Here is a 17217-nt window from a genome sequence, read left to right as displayed (position 1 = left end):
GTTCATGAATATTAGCAATAGCTTTGGGATTAATGCATCAGCTCTTACAGCACAACGGCTTCGAATGGATGTCATCTCCTCCAACATAGCCAATGCGGAAACCACTCGCGCGCGAATCGAGAATGGACAAGCCGTTCCGTATCGCCGAAAGACTGTTGTGTTTCAGCCGCAGCAAGAATCGTTTGAAGGACTTCTCAGAGCTCAGATGAGTGGTCAGGATGCGGGGCAAGGAGTAAAGGTTGCGGCAGTGCAGGAAGATCAAGCGCCGCTGAAACGGGTATATAACCCTACTCATCCCGATGCAAATACAGAAGGTTATGTCTTTATGCCTAACGTGGATATAACGAAGGAGATGGTGGATATGCTTGCAGCCACCCGTTCTTACGAAGCTAACGTAACAGCGATAAATGCTTCGAAAGCCATGATCATGAAGGCATTAGAGATTGGAAGATAAGAAGATAAAATACATAAGCACACATAGTAGGAGGACAGAATTATGATTCAAAACGCAATGTTCAGTGTTCAGGGCGTACAGCCACTTCAACTACAAGAGCAAGTGAAAAATGGAGCGACTCCTTCTGAATCGATCCGCGATTTTGGTTCTTACCTGAATGAAGCACTGAACTCTGTGTCAGCACAGGAACAGAATGCACATATGATGACCGATAAATTAATGATTGGACAAGTAAACGTAGATCAGGCGATGATATCCGCCCAACAGGCTCTGTTGAGCATTCAGCTCACAACACAGGTCCGAAACAAAGTGGTAGAAGCCTATCAAGAGATCATGCGCACGCAAATCTAAATGTTTCTAGCAAAGTTTCGGATGGGGTGACAATGTGAACGAGAGAATCGCCCAGTATCGGGAAAGAATGACCCAATATTGGAACCAATTCAGCAACAAACAAAAAATAATGTTAATCGCTACAATAGCATTTGTTCTGATTGCTCTGATCGTACTAACGATGCAGTTCTCTAAGACGAAATACGAAGTAGCATTCCGGGATTTGAATTCCAGCGATGCCGCGGGAATCATCAGCCACCTGGAGACCCAAGGAATTTCTTATAAGCTGAGTGAGGATGGCAGAAGCATCCTGGTACCTAGCACGAGTGCAGCTAAAGTCCAGATTGATGTAGGCTCACAAGGACTTGTGCAGAATGGTACGATCGGATTCGAAACCTTCGAGAAGAATGCGTCAGCCATCGGAATGACCGATAACGAGTTCGAAGTGAAATATGTAAATGCACTGAACGGCGAAGTAGAACGGTTGCTTGAGAAGATGCAGGGCGTTCAAGATGCAACCGTGCTATTAAACCTTCCCAAGGAAAGTGTATTTGCGAAAAACGGGAACGAAGATAAAGCCAGTGCTTCCGTAGTTGTGCAATTTAAGCCGGGCTATCGTCCTAATCAGGAAGTCATCGACGGCTATTACAACCTCGTGAAGACTGCGATTCCAAACTTGCCGGTTGAGAATATTACAATCACCAATGACGAAGTCGAGTTGCTCGCAACAGCTAAGGGCGGTCAAGGCGGATTGATTGGCAAGGTGGAAGAGAACTTTGCTCTTCAGAAAAAATTCGAAAGCGAAGTTAGGCAAAATGTCCAGCAATTTCTATCGCAGTACATGGGTTCGAATAAAGTGAATGTTCTCGTCGCTTCCAAACTGAATTTCGATCAGGTGCAGAGCAAGGAAAACATCGTAACCCCTGTGGATGAAGAAGAAATGAAGGGGATTGAGCTCAGTGTTCAGGAAATCCAGAAGAACTATTCGGGAACCAGCAGTCCGACCGGCGGAGTGGCCGGTGTAGGCCAAGAGGCTGTTCCAGGATATCCAAGCGACTCTGGAAGCGGTGAAACGAACTCGGAGGAGCTCTCCAAAACGGTTAACTACGAAGTTAACCGGATTACCAAGGATATCATTGCAAGCCCATATACTGTTAAAGATTTAACCATTAATGTCTCGGTTGAACCACCTGCGGGACAACAAGCTTTAGACGATCCTACAAGAACGGCTATTCAAAACATTCTGGTCAACATTGTAAGAGCATCGCTTGCAGATTCGGGTTCTACTTATACAGACGCTGATCTGTCCAAAAAAGTTTCGGTTAATTCACAGGTATTTAATGTAAATCCGGATGAAAATACAAAAACTGTTTTTTCTCAGCCTGTATTATGGGGAATTGGTATTGCTGCGTTAGCATTGATTGCGGGGGGAGCCTACTTCTTTATCCGCCGACGCAGACAACAGCAGGAAGAGCTTGAAGATGACATTCAGCTTCCGCCAGTTACAGAATTCCCATCAATAAATCTCGAAAGTATAACCAATGAAAGCCAGGTTCGTAAGCAGCTCGAAACCTTGGCGAAGAAGAAGCCAGATGAATTCGTGAATTTACTTCGCACATGGCTAGCTGAGGAATAGAGGTGGAAGCATTGGCTAAGGGAAATAACCAAATGTTAAGCGGACGTCAAAAAGCAGCTATACTGCTCATTACACTTGGCCCGGAAGTGTCTGCTCAAATATTTAAGCATCTTCGAGATGATGAAATTGAACAATTAACACTAGAGATCGCGAACGTTCGCAAAGTCGACAGTGTCGAGAAAGATAGCATCATTCAAGAATTCCATCAGATTTGTTTGGCCCAGGAGTACATCTCCCAAGGCGGCATTAATTACGCTAAAGAAATTTTGGAGAAGGCGCTTGGTCAACAAAAAGCGATGGAAGTGATCAACAGATTGACCGCAACGCTTCAGGTAAGACCGTTTGACTTCGCCCGCAAAGCGGACCCAAGCCAAATCCTGAACTTTATCCAGAACGAAAATGCACAAACGATTGCTCTCGTATTGTCTTATCTCCAATACGAGCAGGCCTCTGCGATTTTGTCCTCGCTTCCGCAAGAGAAGCAGGCAGAAGTTGCCCGCAGGGTAGCTGTGATGGACAGTACTTCTCCTGAAGTCATCTCCCAGGTCGAGCGTGTGCTTGAACAGAAACTTTCAGCGACGGTGACTCAGGATTATACAAGTGCCGGCGGCATTGAGTCCATCGTTCAAATCCTGAACGGGGTTGACCGCGGAACGGAAAGAACGATCCTCGATTCCTTGGAAATCCAGGATCCCGAGCTTGCAGAAGAAATCAAGAAGCGGATGTTTGTTTTCGAGGATATCGTCAATGTGGACAATCGCTCTATACAGCGTATTATCCGCGATGTCGAGAATGCGGATTTGCAGCTTGCGCTCAAGGTGGCAAGCGAAGAGGTGCGCGATGTTATTTTCCGCAACATGTCCAAGCGTATGGCCGAAACCTTCCGCGAAGAAATGGAATACATGGGTCCGGTGCGGCTGCGTGATGTTGAGGAAGCTCAGACTCGGATTGTAAGCACGATCCGAAGACTCGAAGAGGCGGGCGAGGTCATTATAGCCCGTGGCGGAGGAGATGACATCATTGTCTAACTTGATCAAATCGTCCCACTATAAACCGATGGATGTGTTGAAAGAGTTGGATCTTGCTCGTCGTTACGCTTCACCAACCGAGGAAACGGTCGAGGAGTATGCTCCTCCGACTGCGGAGCCGGCAGTTGTGCAGACGCTGGCTGAAGCCGAACGTTTGAAGCATGAGATGCTGAAGGATGCCCAAGAGTTTGCCGAAAGGCAAATACGGGAGGCTTCGGAAGAAGCGGAACGGTTATTGACCGAAGCGCAGCAGCAGATTGAAGCATGGTGGACTGAACGCAGGCTTCAGGATGATGATTTGTCTGAGACGCTGAAGATGGAAGGCTTTAATCAGGGATATGCTGAGGGCTCCGCCAAGGCAGAGCTTGAGATGAAGGAACTGATGGAGCAGGCGACGGTTCAAGCTAGCGAATTGCTCCAACTGGCTCACCAGGCCAAGGACGATTTAATTCAGGAGGCGGAGCCGTTTCTGGTGGAGCTCAGCTGCAGCATTGCCGAGAAGGTGCTGGATCATCAGTTAACAATCGAGCCTGACTTTACCCTGGAGCTCATTCGGAAGAATCTGGCCCGCAAACGGGAAAAAGGAATCATCTCGCTCTGTGTGGCTCCCGAACAGTTTGAATTTGTCTATGCGGCACGGGAAGAACTCGGATTATCAATCGATTCCCAGGCAGAGCTTCAAATTCTGCCGGATTCTACGGTGAAGGATCGCGGTTGTGTGATCCGCTCCTCATTCGGAAGTGTGGATGCCCGCATCGATACGCAGCTGTCCGAGATTAAAAAAGAACTGGTGCGGTTCGCTCTTGATGACGAGGAACGGAGAAATCAAGATGAAGAAGCTGAATAGCGCACGATATATGGATCATTTAAGGCATTTAGATCCCGTTCGAATCAACGGCAAAGTAACTCAGGTTATCGGACTGATGGTGGAATCCGAAGGCCCGGACGCAAGCATTGGCGATGTGTGCTACATCTATCCCACGAAGCAATCCAAGCCGCTCAAGGCTGAGGTCGTTGGCTTCAGGGATAATAAAGTGCTGCTGATGCCGCTGGGCGAGCTTCATTCCATCGGCCCTGGCTGTGATGTGGTCGGCACCGGGAAGCCACTGAGTGTGCAGGTAGGCTCTGAGCTGCTTGGCAAGGTGCTGGATGGATTAGGTCAGCCGCTGGACGGTTCCATCATTCCAGCTCGCATGCCTCATTATTCAACCCATAACGTTCCACAGAATCCGCTCAATCGGCCGAGAGTTCAGGAACCGATCAGCATCGGTGTTCGAGCGATTGACGGACTGCTCTCTATCGGCAAAGGGCAGCGGGTCGGTATTTTTGCCGGGTCGGGTGTCGGGAAGAGTACCTTGATGGGGATGATTGCAAGAAACACCTCTGCCGATGTTAATGTCATTGCCTTGATCGGAGAACGCGGTCGAGAGGTGCTTGACTTCATCGAGCGGGACCTGGGACCTGAGGGGCTAAAGCGATCCGTCGTGATCGTTGCAACTTCAGATCAGCCGGCCCTCATCCGCATTAAAGGAGCTTTAATCGCCACAACGATTGCCGAATATTTCAGAGATCGTGGGCTGAATGTGATGCTGATGATGGATTCCGTTACCCGGTATGCAATGGCACAGCGCGAAGTGGGGCTTGCCGTAGGGGAACCGCCCGCGATGCGTGGTTACACTCCCTCGGTATTTGCAAGTCTGCCTAAGCTGCTGGAACGTGCAGGAACTGGGCCGACAGGCTCCATTACTGCCTTTTACACGGTGCTTGTAGATGGCGACGATATGAACGAACCGATTGCTGATGCGGTTAGGGGCATATTGGACGGCCATATCGTGTTAAACCGGAATATAGCAAATAAAGGGCATTTTCCGGCTATCGACGTGTTGGCAAGTATCAGCCGGGTGATGAAAGATATCTCGCCTGAGGAGCAAGTTGACGCTTCCGAGAATGTAAAACGACTGATGGCGGTGTACAAGGATTCCGAGGATTTGATCAATATCGGAGCCTATCAAGAAGGCTCGAATGCCGATATCGATGAGTCCATCGAATATATCGGGCGAATATGGGATTTTACGAAGCAAAAAGTGAATGAGAAAACAACATTGAATGAGGTTCAGGAACGTTTGATTTCCGAGTTTTCAAGGAGATGACTTTGAAGAATGAAATTTCATTATGCATTCCAGAAAATCGTAGACCTGAAAAGCAACGAGAAAACACAAGCCGAATGGATGCTGTCAAGTGCCATCGGAAAACTTCAGGCGGAAGAGAATAGTCTGAATGAGCTGTATGCGATGCGGGATCAAATGTATCACGCTCAACAAGAAGCAGCATCGCGCTGCGTACCTGTAGCTGAAATTCGAAATATTCAGGTTTATGCAGAGCATCTGGAAGAATGCATTGAGCGGAAACGGGATGATATACGGCTCGCTCATGTCAATGTAACGAAGAAACAGAAGGTGTTATCCGACAAGATGCTTGATGAGAAAGTGTGGCTGAAGGCAAGAGACAAATCCCAAGAAAAGTTCCGGCATGAAAGTCTCCTTCGGGAACAAAACGAGCTGGACGAAATGGCGACGGTACGTTTTGCGATCAAAGCCCGTTAAGGTCTGCAAATACCGCTGGGTAATGACCGCGAAGGAGGAATGAGAGTGTCACGAAAAGATATGCCGCTTGACAAAGAAGAATCAAGTGGAGGATTTGAACGGATATTATTGATTTTAGTGCCGGCTATATTCACAATCGTCCTGCTGGGGGCTCTTGCGGTATTTTTCAGAGCCGATGTCCGGGATGGACTCATTGATGTAGCTAACAAAATTCCAATTGTGAAGAATTGGGTTCCTGATCCGGTACTTACTCCGGAAGAACAGAAACTTAAGGAAGCGAAGCAGCAGGAAGAAAGTGCGGAAGCAACGATTGTAGAGCTTAAGAAGCAGCTTGCTGAACGCGAAGAGACATTAAATGAAGTAACCGAGCAAAAAGCAACACAGGAAAACAAGGTAAAAGAGCTGGAAACCCAGATTGATTCAATGCAAAGCACGGCGGCTAGCGGCGAGGCGCCAGAGGAAGATGCGTACACGATGCAGATTCGCGAGTTGTCCAAGCTTTACGCCGATATGAGCCCGAGCAAAGCGGCACCGATCATGCAGAACTTAACGCTGGAAGAAATGGTGCTGATGCTCAGCCAGATGAAGAGCAGCAACCGGGTCGCTATTCTTCAAAAGATGGATCCAAAAACAGCAGCGGATGCAACCATGATGCTGAAAGACGCAGAGACATCCGAGGATATGGCCATTGCGGCTCTGCAATCCAGGGTCAAGAAGAATGAAACGGAAGCTGCGCAGAAGAAGACATCCGATAATCTGGACAAAAACCAGTTGAATCAGACGTTTGCCGGAATGACACCTGCCAATGCTGCCGAGCTGTTGATGCAAACGTACAAGATCAGCCCCGCCAAGACAATGACCATTCTGAATACGGTGGATGATGCTACACGTTCACGAATTTTAAATGCAATGTCTTCAAAAGACGCGGAGCTGGCAGCTAAGATATTAAATCGCCTGATGGGCTCTAAATAAGCTCTGAAATGAATCTCCATCCTTGGGAAAGGAGGTGAAATAAGACGATGACAATCATGGTACAGAACATGTCTACATCCGTAAGCAGCTCTTCTGGCAGCGGGAAGGCAAGTGCGGCTGGCCAAGCGGCAGCGGGCGTTTCCTTCGATTCAACCCTGGCTTACCAGATGAACAGCAGTGGTAACAGCGCTTCGACCGCTTCAACTGAAGTCGCTGCAAAGCTGGAATCCCTGCTCGCGAATTATTCATCGGAAACGGATGAATCGCTGGAAGGCTTGATGGAACTGCTTCAAGGCCTGCTTCAGGAGCTTGACTCCATGGACCAGGCATTAAACGAGGACCCTTCCTTGCTCCAGGAGCTTCAGAACTGGCTGACACAAGCTAATCAGTTGTTAAGCGGAGCTGCTTCTCAAGCACAAGGAAACACGGATGGAAATGAAATGTCCTTATTGGCTTCGAGTCCGGATACGATTCGATTTGTTGTACAGGATACGATTAGCCAGCTGGCATCCATGCTCTCTAAATCCGGCAAGCTGGATTTGAACACCGAGGCAGCCGTAAAACAGCTGGTCCAATCCTTCCATAGTCTACTGGGTCAAGGAACGGGAACGGCAGAGAGCAAGGCCAACGGGAATTTTAACAGCATTTTAAACCAGAAGCAGCCGGATGCAATTTTACCTAATGCATCCACGAACACAGCCGGTCAGTCGACTTTGTCCCAAACGACAGGGTCAGCTAATGCCAATTGGGCTTCCTTGACAACCAAGGCCAGCTCTGACGGCACAGGAACGGAGTTCGTTATGACCGAAGGAGATTCACTGTTGGAGCAAGGACCGGTTACTGCGGGTCAACTAGCCCTGCGTTCCGGAACACAAGTTGCAGTGAAACCTGCAGCACCGCCGGTGCCTGTAGAGCATTTCTCGAGCGAAATGACCTCCTTCATCATTAATAAGATGGAAATCGTGAAGCAAACCGGGTTCACGGAAGCAAGGATCTCCTTGAATCCAGAGCATCTGGGACAAGTCGATATTAAGCTTACGATGCAGAACGGGCAATTGATTGCACAGTTCATGACCAAATCAACGGATGCGAAGGAGTTGATTGACCAGCAAATGGCACAGCTTCGGAGCGCGTTGCTGGCACAGGGACTTCAGGTAGAAAAAATAGAAGTCACACAGAGCAGCCAGCCTTCGACGTCGAATCTTTATCAGGACGGCCGCCAGCCTGGATCAGGACAGCAGCAGTCACAGCATCGCTCGAAGGAGAAGGACGGGCCTTCCGATGATGCCGTATTAGCAGCAAACCTGACGGAAGAACTGAACGAATGGATAGCAGAGCATCAAGCGGAAGTAGAAGGCGTGCAAACGGGAACATTTACCGCTAAAGCCTAACAGTGAGGAGGTGAGCTTGGATGGCAACAGAGCCGGTATCTACTAAAAATATGTGGCCTAACTACGCCAAAGGGAATGTCAGTAACAAAAACGGAAATGGTCAGGAGCTTGGAAAAGATCAGTTCTTGAGCATTTTGATTACACAGCTGCGGCATCAGGACCCGCTTCAACCGATGCAGGACCGGGAGTTTATCGCCCAAATGGCCCAGTTTACTTCCCTGGAGCAATTGATGAATATCAATACGCAATTGACTGCAATGAGCCAGTCTTTGGGCGCAGCTTCAAGTTTGATCGGCAAACAGATCAGCTGGATGTTTAAACCGGAGGATGGATCGGAGAATACGGTCATGAAGAGCGGTATCGTTGATTCGATCATTGTTCGTGACGGTATTCATTATGCAAAGATCGGGGAAAGCGAAGTAGCCCTTGATCAGATTTTGAAAATCGAGAACGCTCCAGCCGGGAATGATCCGGAAATGCCGAATCCAGGTCCATCGGAACCGGGAACAAGCAATCCTGATCCGACAGAACCTGAAGCCGAGTCACCCGCACAAGATGAGATTGAGTCCGGGGGGACAACGCCATGAGCGACCGTATGATGATTGGACAGCTATATCCTGGGAAGATACATCCCGCCGCGCTTCATAATGATCGAAAGCAAGTGCAGGCTCAGTCCAGTCCACCAGCGGGTACGTTTCAGGAGCTGCTGAATGAGAACCTTCTTAAAATCAGTAACCATGCTGCCAAGAGGCTTGAGCAGCGCGGAATTGAATTAAAGGGAGATCAGCTCGAACAGATCCAGAGCGCAGTGGAAAAAGCTGCAGCCAAGGGCAGCAAGGAATCACTCATCCTCATGAAGGATATGGCACTTATTGTAAATATTCCGAATCGGACCGTGGTCACTGCGATGGATGGTAAGGCGATGAAGGATAATGTGTTCACGAAAATCGATAGCGCGGTCATTATTTCATAAATAAATCTGGCTGGCCCGTGAGGAAGCCAGGCGGCCGCTGATCGACAGAGGCGGTCCACAACAGAAGGAGGAAAATCGATGTTAAGATCCATGTATTCCGGCATTTCCGGAATGAGAGGTTTCCAAACCAAGCTTGATGTCATTGGTAATAACATTGCCAACGTAAACACGGTTGGGTTTAAAGCGGGACGTGTAATGTTTAAAGATATCCTTAGCCAAACGATGTCCGGTGTTACACCGGGAACCGACGATCCATCCGGTGGTGTAAATGCGAAGCAGATCGGTCTTGGTGTGTCGATCGGATCGATCGATACCATGCATACGCCAGGCAGTGCCATGACAACCCATAACCCGACGGACCTGAGAATTGACGGAGACGGATTTTTCATGGTGAAGCTTAGCGAGGATCAAGAAGTACCTTTCTTGACTCGTGCAGGCGACTTCCATGTCGATGTAGCGCGTAACCTGGTTACTTCAGACGGAATGCTCGTTCTCGATTCAGCGGGTGATCCTATTCAGCTGGGTGATGACGTTACGGCATTCACGATTGCTCAGAATGGCGCTATTATACAGAAGCTGAGTGACGGGACTACTGAAGCGGGAGCTATTATCGGCGTTGCAAAAATTCCGAATCCGGAAGGTCTGGAGAAAATCGGAGGCAATATGTATCGCGTGACCCTGAATGCAGTACCTGATGGCGATGTGGCTGCCGTTATGTTTGAAGGGAACGACGCTGAAGAAGGAACGGGTGCGATTATTGCCGGCCAGCTTGAAATGTCCAACGTTGATCTGACAAGTGAATTCTCAGAAATGATTGTCGCTCAGCGTGGTTTCCAAGCCAACTCCCGGATTATTACAACCTCGGATGAAGTGCTTCAAGAGGTTGTCAATCTGAAACGATAAGGATGGGTAGGGAGGGGCAACCCCCTCCCTAATTAAACAAGGAGGCTGTCCATGATATCGGTAACGAGGTTAAACGGTTCGCAGTTGTGGCTTAACGCTCTGTTGATAGAAATGGTTGAGGAGACTCCGGACACCTACATTACATTAATTAATGGAAAGCGAATGATTGTGCTTGAAAGTGCAAATGAAATCATCTCTTCCATTAAAGCGTACCATCACGAGGTAGGCATTCACCAAGCCACCATTAAAGTGCAGCAATTGGAGGAACCTTCATGAAAAAGATGCTCCCCTGGTTAATTACGATTCTGTTGTCCATCACGTTGATTGTTCTGGCGATATTCTTGTTGTCGAACAAGCTGGTTGGAGATAACGAAAAGGATACTGCCTCCGGGAACGGATCTGCCCTGTCGAAAATGTCGGCTGATGAGATCGTGAAGATGACATCGGAAATTACCGGCATCAAGACAAATATCGCTGATCCTGGATATATTGCTCAGATGGCCTTTGCTTTTCAGTTGAGTGACAAGAAAGCAAAGGAAGAATTCGACAAAATCAAGGAAATCAAGATCAAACCGATTATTATCAAGACGTTAGTCGACACGAAACCCGAATTGCTTAACGATTCCAAGGGACGAGAGCAGTTTATCGCTAAGCTGCAGAATCTGATCAATAAGTCGTTAACATCCGGGCGCTTAATTCAAATCGAAATGACAGATGTAATGATCGTTGAAATCTAATCGGTTCGTCGGACAACCTGTAAGGGGGTGAGTAGATGGTTGATGTTTTATCGCAGAATGAGATCGATGCCTTATTGGCCGCTCTCTCTTCAGGGGAAATGGATGCTGAAGAACTGAAAAAAGAGGAAACACAGAAGAAGATTCGCTCTTATGACTTTAAGAGGGCTCTCCGGTTTTCGAAGGATCATATTCGAAGTTTGACCCGGATTCACGAGAATTTTGCACGATATTTAACAACCTACTTCTCGGCGCAGTTACGTACTTTTGTGCAAATCAATGTGGTACAGGTTGAACAGCTACCATATGATGAATTTATCCGTTCTATACCTAAAATGACAGTTCTTAATATATTTGAGGCAGAACCTCTGGTAGGCCGCATGGTGCTCGAAGTACATCCGAACATTGCCTACGCGATGTTGGACCGCTTGCTGGGAGGAACGGGAATTGCTCCGTCTTCGATCAGCTCGATGACCGAGATCGAAACGATTATTATGGAGCGGATATTCAGCCGGGCATTTGACAGCCTGCAAGAAGCGTGGAAAACGGTGCTGGACATATCGCCGCGTCTTGAAGCGCTGGAAACGAACCCGCAGTTTATGCAGATCGTTTCTCCGAACGAAACCATTGCACTGATATCGCTTAGTACCAAAATCGGCGACACCACGGGAATGATTAATCTGTGTATTCCGCATGTTGTACTGGAGCCGATTATGTCGAAGTTATCCGCGCACCAATGGTTCATCTCGGAGAAAAAGGCGAGTGTGCCGGAGGAAGTGGATGCTCTCAAACAGCGTGTAAGCAAAGCCCAGCTTTCCATTGTTGCCGAGCTTGGCGTGTCACAGCTGACGGTATCCGAATTTTTGGGTCTGAGTGTCGGAGATGTCATTTCATTGAACAAACCGATGCATGATGGACTATCCATCAAGGTTGGCGACAAATTAAAGTATATTGGCAGTCCCGGAACGATAAAAGATCGGGTTGCTGTACAAATCGATGAAATTGTCATCGAAGGAGCTGAAGAATTTGACGAGTAAAGATTATTTATCCCAGGAAGAAATCGACGCTTTGTTAAAACAGTCGGAAATGGCATCACCAGCATCAATTCCTTCGGCGGCGACTGTCGATGATGTATTAACACCTCTAGAGCAGGATGCACTGGGTGAGATAGGCAATATTACCTTCGGCAGTGCTGCAACGGCTCTGTCCACCCTGCTGGGCAAAAAAGTAGATATCACGACACCTAAAGTGTCGATCATTAAACGAAGCCAGTTCGAAGAAGAATTTCCGAAGCCACATGTAGCAGTACATGTTACTTATGTAGATGGATTCGAAGGGATTAACTCCCTTGTCATTAAAACACGCGATGCTCAAGTCATTGCAGACCTGATGTTAGGCGGGGAAGGAAACCCCGTGGAAGAGGAACTGAACGAAATTCATATCAGTGCCGTTCAGGAAGCCATGAACCAGATGATGGGGTCTTCCGCAACGAGCATGTCGACGATTTTCAACCGGTTTGTCAATATATCTCCACCGGGCATTGACATTCTGGATATGGCGAATGGGGAAGGAGTAAATAACCTTCCGCAGGATGAAACACTGATTAAGATTTCATTCCGATTAATTATCGGTGAACTTATTGATTCAACCATCATGCAGCTGCTTCCCGTTCATTTTTCCAAGGACATGGTCCATATGCTTATCAACGGAACAGAAGAGCCTCAGCCTGCGAAGCAAGAAGCCGCACCAACAGTGGAAGCACCGGTTAACACGCAGGAACCGGCTCAATCACCAGTCGATCCAGGGTATGCGAATGAAACGGGGCATGGATATGATTATGGACAAGGCTACCAGCAGCCTGCACAAGGTCATGGAGGACCCATTCCGCAATCCATGCCGTATGGCCAGCCTCAGATGCCTTATCAAGGGCATCCACAGCAGTATGGCGGAATGCCAAATCGTAATGTAAATGTGCAGCCTGTGCAGTTCGCTAACCTGCAATCTGCACCGTACACCCAGGTGGATGAAAACAATCTGAACTTACTGATGGACATTCCCCTTAAAGTCACCGTAGAATTAGGAAGGACTCAAAAGCAAATTAAGGATATCTTGGAAATGTCGCAAGGTTCGATTATCGAGCTGGACAAGCTGGCCGGTGAGCCTGTAGACATCCTTGTCAATCATAAATTGATTGCCAAAGGTGAGGTCGTCGTTATCGATGAGAACTTTGGTGTGCGTGTGACGGATATCGTAAGCCAATGGGACCGGATTCAAAAATTACAATAGCACAAACATTTTAGGGAGGATTTTTATCAATGGCTAACCGAATTCTGATTGTGGACGACGCTGCATTTATGAGAATGATGATCCGTGACATATTGGTCAAGAACGGATTCGAGGTTGTGGGGGAAGCACAGGACGGTGCACAAGCAATCGAGAAGTTTAAAGAACTCCGTCCAGATCTGATCACGATGGATATTACGATGCCTGAAATGGATGGTATCGCGGCACTTAAAGAAATTAAAAAAGTTGATGCGAACGCAAAAGTGATTATGTGCTCCGCCATGGGTCAGCAGGCAATGGTGATCGATGCGATTCAGGCAGGAGCGAAAGACTTTATCGTTAAACCGTTCCAATCGGATAGAGTAATTGAAGCCATCAATAAGACGCTTGGCGTATAAGGGTATCTCTTATGATGATGGCAGCTTCTGATGGATTAAGCTCAAGTAGTACTACCGGGTATTATTTACAGTTGTTTTATGTCTTTATCGTTCTTGCCATCATCGTTGCGTTGATCGTGTTCCTGATTCGCTTTCTGAGTAAAAAGAATCAGAGCTGGATGCAGGGCCGTTCTATTCGCACATTGGGTGCGGTTGGGATGGGCCCTAACAAATCCCTTCAGATCGTTGAGATTGGGGGCAGCATCTATGTGATCGGAGTTGGCGAAGACGTCCGGTTGGTGGACAAAATTTCTGATCCAGCAGAGGTTGCTCTTATCCTAGCAGCATTTGAACAGGATTCTGGAATACATAATGGGGCGCTGCCGCCTTTTATTTCGAAACTGGCGGCAAAACTCCGTAAAGAAAAACCACCGGAAGAAATTGAATTGGACGATACATCTTCATTTCATGAAGTGTTTGAATCCAAGCTGCGCAGCGTACCGAACCGGAAAGAAAAGGTCGAAGAATTGCTGCGGGAGGATCATAAGGATTCATGAATAAAAAGATCTCTTACACTATCGCGATTTTTATATTGTTTGGATTTTTGTTTTCTCATACGGCATTTGCGGATCCCATTCCGAACATTGATATTCAAATCGGCAATGAAGGAGACACGCCGGGGACAAGCTCCTTGTCTTTGATACTCCTGATCACGATTCTTAGTATTGCACCAGCAATTCTGGTTCTGATGACAAGTTTCACACGGATTGTGATCGTGCTTGGTTTTGTCCGTACTTCACTCGGAACCATGCAAACCCCGCCGAACCAAGTGTTGATCGGCCTGGCGCTCTTCCTTACCTTATTTGTTATGGCACCGACGTTGTCATCCATAAATGACGTTGCGCTGCAGCCTTATCTTAAAGGTGAGATTAGCCAGACGGAGGCACTGGATAAGGCTCAGGATCCAATGAAGAAGTTTATGTTCTCCCATACGCGGGAAAAGGATCTTCTTTTGTTTATGAATTACACAGGTGCGGAGAAGCCCGAAACCTACGAGGATATCCCATTAACGGTTTTGGTACCGGCATTTGCCATTAGTGAGCTGAAGACAGGCTTTCAAATGGGCTTTATGATATTTATCCCTTTTTTGGTCATCGATATCGTTGTTGCCAGCGTGCTGATGGCGATGGGGATGATGATGCTGCCGCCGGTCATGATCTCGCTGCCATTCAAGATTTTGCTCTTTGTTCTGGTAGACGGCTGGTATCTGGTGGTTAAATCCATGCTGATGAGCTTTAACCCATAGCAATAAGCGGCAAGTAATTCGAATACAGGGGGACTAAGCCGTGAGCTCTGAATTTATTATCGGTCTGGCAGGACAAGCGGTCTATATTGTGCTCCAGGTGAGCGCACCGATGATGGTTCTCGCACTTGTTGTCGGACTTATCATCAGTATTTTTCAAGCAACAACGCAAATCCAGGAACAGACGCTGGCTTTTGTGCCAAAAATTGTTATCGTTCTCGTATCATTATTGCTGTTTGGTCCTTGGATATTAACGACGTTAGTGGATTTTACCCACGGTATTTTGGACAATCTCTACAAATATATCGGATAGGCTGAGTGTCCATGGAATGGTTGCAGCAAAGTTTACCTGTTTTTATGCTTATTTTTTGTCGAATAACATCTTTTTTTGTAATTTCGCCTGTGTTTACTTCTCGGAGTGTTCCTACTTCGTACAAGATAGCCCTTTCGGCTATCATCGCCCTGATCGTCTATTTTTCATTCGGGCTTGGCGAAGTGGTTCCGCAGGATCTGTCCTACGTCATATTGATTGTCCAGGAAGTATTGGTGGGACTGCTTCTTGGTTTTACTGCTTATCTAATTATGGCCGTTGTTCAGACAGCTGGGGCATTAATTGATATTCAGATCGGATTCAGTATGGCGAATGTCATTGATCCATTCACAGGTGCCTCAACACCTTTGATCGGTAACTTCAAGTACTATCTGGCTTTATTGGTGTTCTTAAGCATGAACGGCCACCATTATCTGCTCGACGCCATCATGTACAGTTATGACTGGATTCCGATTACAGGCGATGTGTTTGGAAAGATTCATGACGGCAATGTAACGGATTTTCTCGTTCGAACGTTCTCGCACTCTTTTGTGCTGGCACTTCAAATGGCAGCTCCGCTGGTAGCAGCCCTGTTCCTGACCGATGTAGGACTTGGCTTTCTGGCAAGAACGGCTCCGCAGTTCAATGTTTTTGTTATCGGCATCATTATCAAAATCATCGTTGGACTCGTGCTGTTGATGCTGCTCATGCCCATGCTTGTATCACTGTTTGATCATCTGTTTGCCAAAATGTTTGAAGCGCTCCGGCAGCTGCTCGGTGTTGTTGGCGACGGGCCGACATAAGGAGGATGGAGATGAAGCGGATGTCATACCGGTATCCGGTCGACTTACAATTGTTCGCTGGCGAAAAGACGGAGAAAGCGACACCGAAGAAACGTCAGGATACGCGTAAGAAAGGCCAAGTTGCCAAGAGCATGGAGGTATCGGGTGCATCGGTTTTGCTTGCGGCTTTTTTTTGCCTGTTAATCTTCGGCGGTTATATGAGAGACCATACCGTTCGATTATTCACCGATGTCTATATTAATCGGCTCTCCATGGACGTTACAAAAGACAATGTGATGCAGCTGTTTGGAGAATATGGCATTCAAATCTTGCTTCTGCTGGCTCCATTATTTATTTCGATTTTTGTGATTGCGCTGATCTCCAATTATTTGCAAGTCGGATTTATGTTGACCGGTGAGCCTCTGAAAATGAAGTTTGAAAAATTAGACCCAATCAAAGGCTTCAAAAACATATTCTCCATGCGTTCTTTGGTTGAATTTTTGAAGTCGGTCATTAAATTGACCATCATCGGTTATCTGGTTTACAGCACCTTATGGGCTGCCAGAGAGGGATTATCCTCCTTGTCAACCATGGGTCCCGATGCCATATTTCATTTCGTTGCGGATATCACCATGTCTCTGGGATTTAAGATTGCGATTGGCCTCATAATCCTGGCCGTTCTGGATTACATGTACCAAAGGTATGATTATGAAAAAAACATTCGAATGTCCAAGCAAGATATTAAAGATGAGTACAAAAAAATGGAAGGCGATCCGCTCATTAAAGGAAAGATCAGGGAGCGCCAGCGTCGGATGGCACTTCAGCGGATGATGCAGGAAGTTCCGAATGCCGACGTTATCATCACGAACCCGACCCACTTTGCAGTGGCTATCAAGTATGACGGTTCCATGATGGAAGCTCCGCAGATCATTGCGAAGGGCCAGGATTTCATGGCCTTGCGGATTAAAGAAATAGCGAAGGAACACGGAATTATAACGATGGAAAATAAGCCGCTGGCACGAGCTTTGTACCAACGGTCGGAAATCGGGGATTCGATTCCGGGAGACCTGTTCCAGGCCGTAGCTGAAGTGCTGGCCTATGTATATAAACTAAAAGGTAAAGCGAAATAACTAGGGAC

At 47.4% G+C, this 17217-nt stretch carries 22 protein-coding genes; all 22 read left to right on the top strand.

What is annotated here, in order from left to right; all coding sequences use genetic code 11:
* Nucleotides 1-4 precede the first annotated feature (4 nt).
* The 22 genes from flgC to flhB all read left to right on the top strand — a co-directional run bounded on the left by flgC (nucleotide 5) and on the right by flhB (nucleotide 17209).
* Nucleotides 5-454, top strand: coding sequence for a flagellar basal body rod protein FlgC (gene flgC, locus M2277_RS00820; protein WP_006211331.1), 450 nt, complete (start codon nucleotides 5-7; stop codon nucleotides 452-454).
* Nucleotides 455-496: 42 nt separating this feature from the next.
* A complete protein-coding gene (gene fliE / locus M2277_RS00815; protein WP_006211330.1) occupies nucleotides 497-805 on the top strand; it encodes a flagellar hook-basal body complex protein FliE in 309 nt (102 codons plus the stop codon).
* Between the two features lie 34 nt (nucleotides 806-839).
* A complete protein-coding gene (gene fliF / locus M2277_RS00810) occupies nucleotides 840-2420 on the top strand; it encodes a flagellar basal-body MS-ring/collar protein FliF (protein ID WP_036642061.1) in 1581 nt (526 codons plus the stop codon).
* 11 nt (nucleotides 2421-2431) lie between these two features.
* Nucleotides 2432-3448, top strand: coding sequence for a flagellar motor switch protein FliG (gene fliG / locus M2277_RS00805; protein WP_036642439.1), 1017 nt, complete (start codon nucleotides 2432-2434; stop codon nucleotides 3446-3448).
* Complete coding sequence (locus M2277_RS00800) at nucleotides 3441-4295, top strand: FliH/SctL family protein (RefSeq protein WP_006211328.1); 855 nt, start codon at nucleotides 3441-3443, stop codon at nucleotides 4293-4295. Before fliG ends, M2277_RS00800 begins: the two co-directional genes overlap by 8 nt.
* Nucleotides 4279-5598 carry a flagellar protein export ATPase FliI gene (gene fliI, locus M2277_RS00795; RefSeq protein ID WP_280753932.1) on the top strand — a complete coding sequence of 440 codons (1320 nt, stop codon included), beginning with the start codon at nucleotides 4279-4281 and terminating at the stop codon, nucleotides 5596-5598. Before M2277_RS00800 ends, fliI begins: the two co-directional genes overlap by 17 nt.
* Before the next feature lie 9 nt (nucleotides 5599-5607).
* A complete protein-coding gene (fliJ, locus tag M2277_RS00790; RefSeq protein ID WP_006211326.1) occupies nucleotides 5608-6051 on the top strand; it encodes a flagellar export protein FliJ in 444 nt (147 codons plus the stop codon).
* A 39-nt stretch (nucleotides 6052-6090) separates the two neighbouring features.
* Nucleotides 6091-7023: a MotE family protein gene (locus tag M2277_RS00785; protein WP_040680752.1), complete on the top strand. Its 933-nt coding sequence runs from the start codon at nucleotides 6091-6093 to the stop codon at nucleotides 7021-7023.
* A gap of 47 nt (nucleotides 7024-7070) precedes the next feature.
* Nucleotides 7071-8414, top strand: coding sequence for a flagellar hook-length control protein FliK (locus M2277_RS00780; protein WP_148246923.1), 1344 nt, complete (start codon nucleotides 7071-7073; stop codon nucleotides 8412-8414).
* Nucleotides 8415-8434: 20 nt separating this feature from the next.
* Nucleotides 8435-9001 (top strand): flagellar hook capping FlgD N-terminal domain-containing protein, encoded by a 567-nt coding sequence (locus tag M2277_RS00775; RefSeq protein ID WP_006211323.1) that lies wholly within the window; start codon nucleotides 8435-8437, stop codon nucleotides 8999-9001.
* Nucleotides 8998-9387, top strand: a complete 390-nt coding sequence (locus M2277_RS00770) for a TIGR02530 family flagellar biosynthesis protein (protein WP_006211322.1) — start codon at nucleotides 8998-9000, stop codon at nucleotides 9385-9387. The genes M2277_RS00775 and M2277_RS00770 overlap by 4 nt, the downstream gene beginning before the upstream one ends.
* 78 nt (nucleotides 9388-9465) lie before the next feature.
* Nucleotides 9466-10290: a flagellar hook-basal body complex protein gene (locus M2277_RS00765; protein WP_006211321.1), complete on the top strand. Its 825-nt coding sequence runs from the start codon at nucleotides 9466-9468 to the stop codon at nucleotides 10288-10290.
* A 51-nt stretch (nucleotides 10291-10341) separates the two neighbouring features.
* Nucleotides 10342-10566, top strand: coding sequence for a flagellar FlbD family protein (locus M2277_RS00760; RefSeq protein WP_006211320.1), 225 nt, complete (start codon nucleotides 10342-10344; stop codon nucleotides 10564-10566).
* Nucleotides 10563-11027, top strand: coding sequence for a flagellar basal body-associated FliL family protein (locus M2277_RS00755; RefSeq protein ID WP_006211319.1), 465 nt, complete (start codon nucleotides 10563-10565; stop codon nucleotides 11025-11027). Before M2277_RS00760 ends, M2277_RS00755 begins: the two co-directional genes overlap by 4 nt.
* A gap of 35 nt (nucleotides 11028-11062) precedes the next feature.
* Nucleotides 11063-12061 (top strand): flagellar motor switch protein FliM, encoded by a 999-nt coding sequence (gene fliM / locus M2277_RS00750; protein ID WP_036642066.1) that lies wholly within the window; start codon nucleotides 11063-11065, stop codon nucleotides 12059-12061.
* Nucleotides 12051-13310: a flagellar motor switch phosphatase FliY gene (fliY, locus tag M2277_RS00745; RefSeq protein ID WP_006211318.1), complete on the top strand. Its 1260-nt coding sequence runs from the start codon at nucleotides 12051-12053 to the stop codon at nucleotides 13308-13310. The genes fliM and fliY overlap by 11 nt, the downstream gene beginning before the upstream one ends.
* A gap of 29 nt (nucleotides 13311-13339) precedes the next feature.
* Complete coding sequence (locus M2277_RS00740) at nucleotides 13340-13705, top strand: response regulator (RefSeq protein WP_006211317.1); 366 nt, start codon at nucleotides 13340-13342, stop codon at nucleotides 13703-13705.
* Between the two features lie 11 nt (nucleotides 13706-13716).
* Entirely contained in the window at nucleotides 13717-14241 is a 525-nt protein-coding gene (locus tag M2277_RS00735; protein ID WP_006211316.1) for a FliO/MopB family protein, read from the top strand.
* Complete coding sequence (fliP, locus tag M2277_RS00730) at nucleotides 14238-14990, top strand: flagellar type III secretion system pore protein FliP (protein WP_006211315.1); 753 nt, start codon at nucleotides 14238-14240, stop codon at nucleotides 14988-14990. The genes M2277_RS00735 and fliP overlap by 4 nt, the downstream gene beginning before the upstream one ends.
* Nucleotides 14991-15030: 40 nt before the next feature.
* Nucleotides 15031-15300 (top strand): flagellar biosynthesis protein FliQ, encoded by a 270-nt coding sequence (gene fliQ, locus M2277_RS00725; protein WP_006211314.1) that lies wholly within the window; start codon nucleotides 15031-15033, stop codon nucleotides 15298-15300.
* Between the two features lie 11 nt (nucleotides 15301-15311).
* Nucleotides 15312-16100, top strand: coding sequence for a flagellar biosynthetic protein FliR (fliR, locus tag M2277_RS00720; RefSeq protein ID WP_006211313.1), 789 nt, complete (start codon nucleotides 15312-15314; stop codon nucleotides 16098-16100).
* Between the two features lie 20 nt (nucleotides 16101-16120).
* Complete coding sequence (flhB, locus tag M2277_RS00715; protein ID WP_036642441.1) at nucleotides 16121-17209, top strand: flagellar biosynthesis protein FlhB; 1089 nt, start codon at nucleotides 16121-16123, stop codon at nucleotides 17207-17209.
* The last annotated feature ends 8 nt before the right edge of the window (nucleotides 17210-17217 follow it).

Source organism: Paenibacillus sp. LBL (genome assembly GCF_029893715.1).
Classification (GTDB): Bacteria; Bacillota; Bacilli; order Paenibacillales; family Paenibacillaceae; genus Paenibacillus_AQ; species Paenibacillus_AQ glucanolyticus.
The sequence above is the reverse complement of the archived record's forward strand: the minus strand, read 5'-3'. Positions and strand labels throughout refer to the sequence as shown.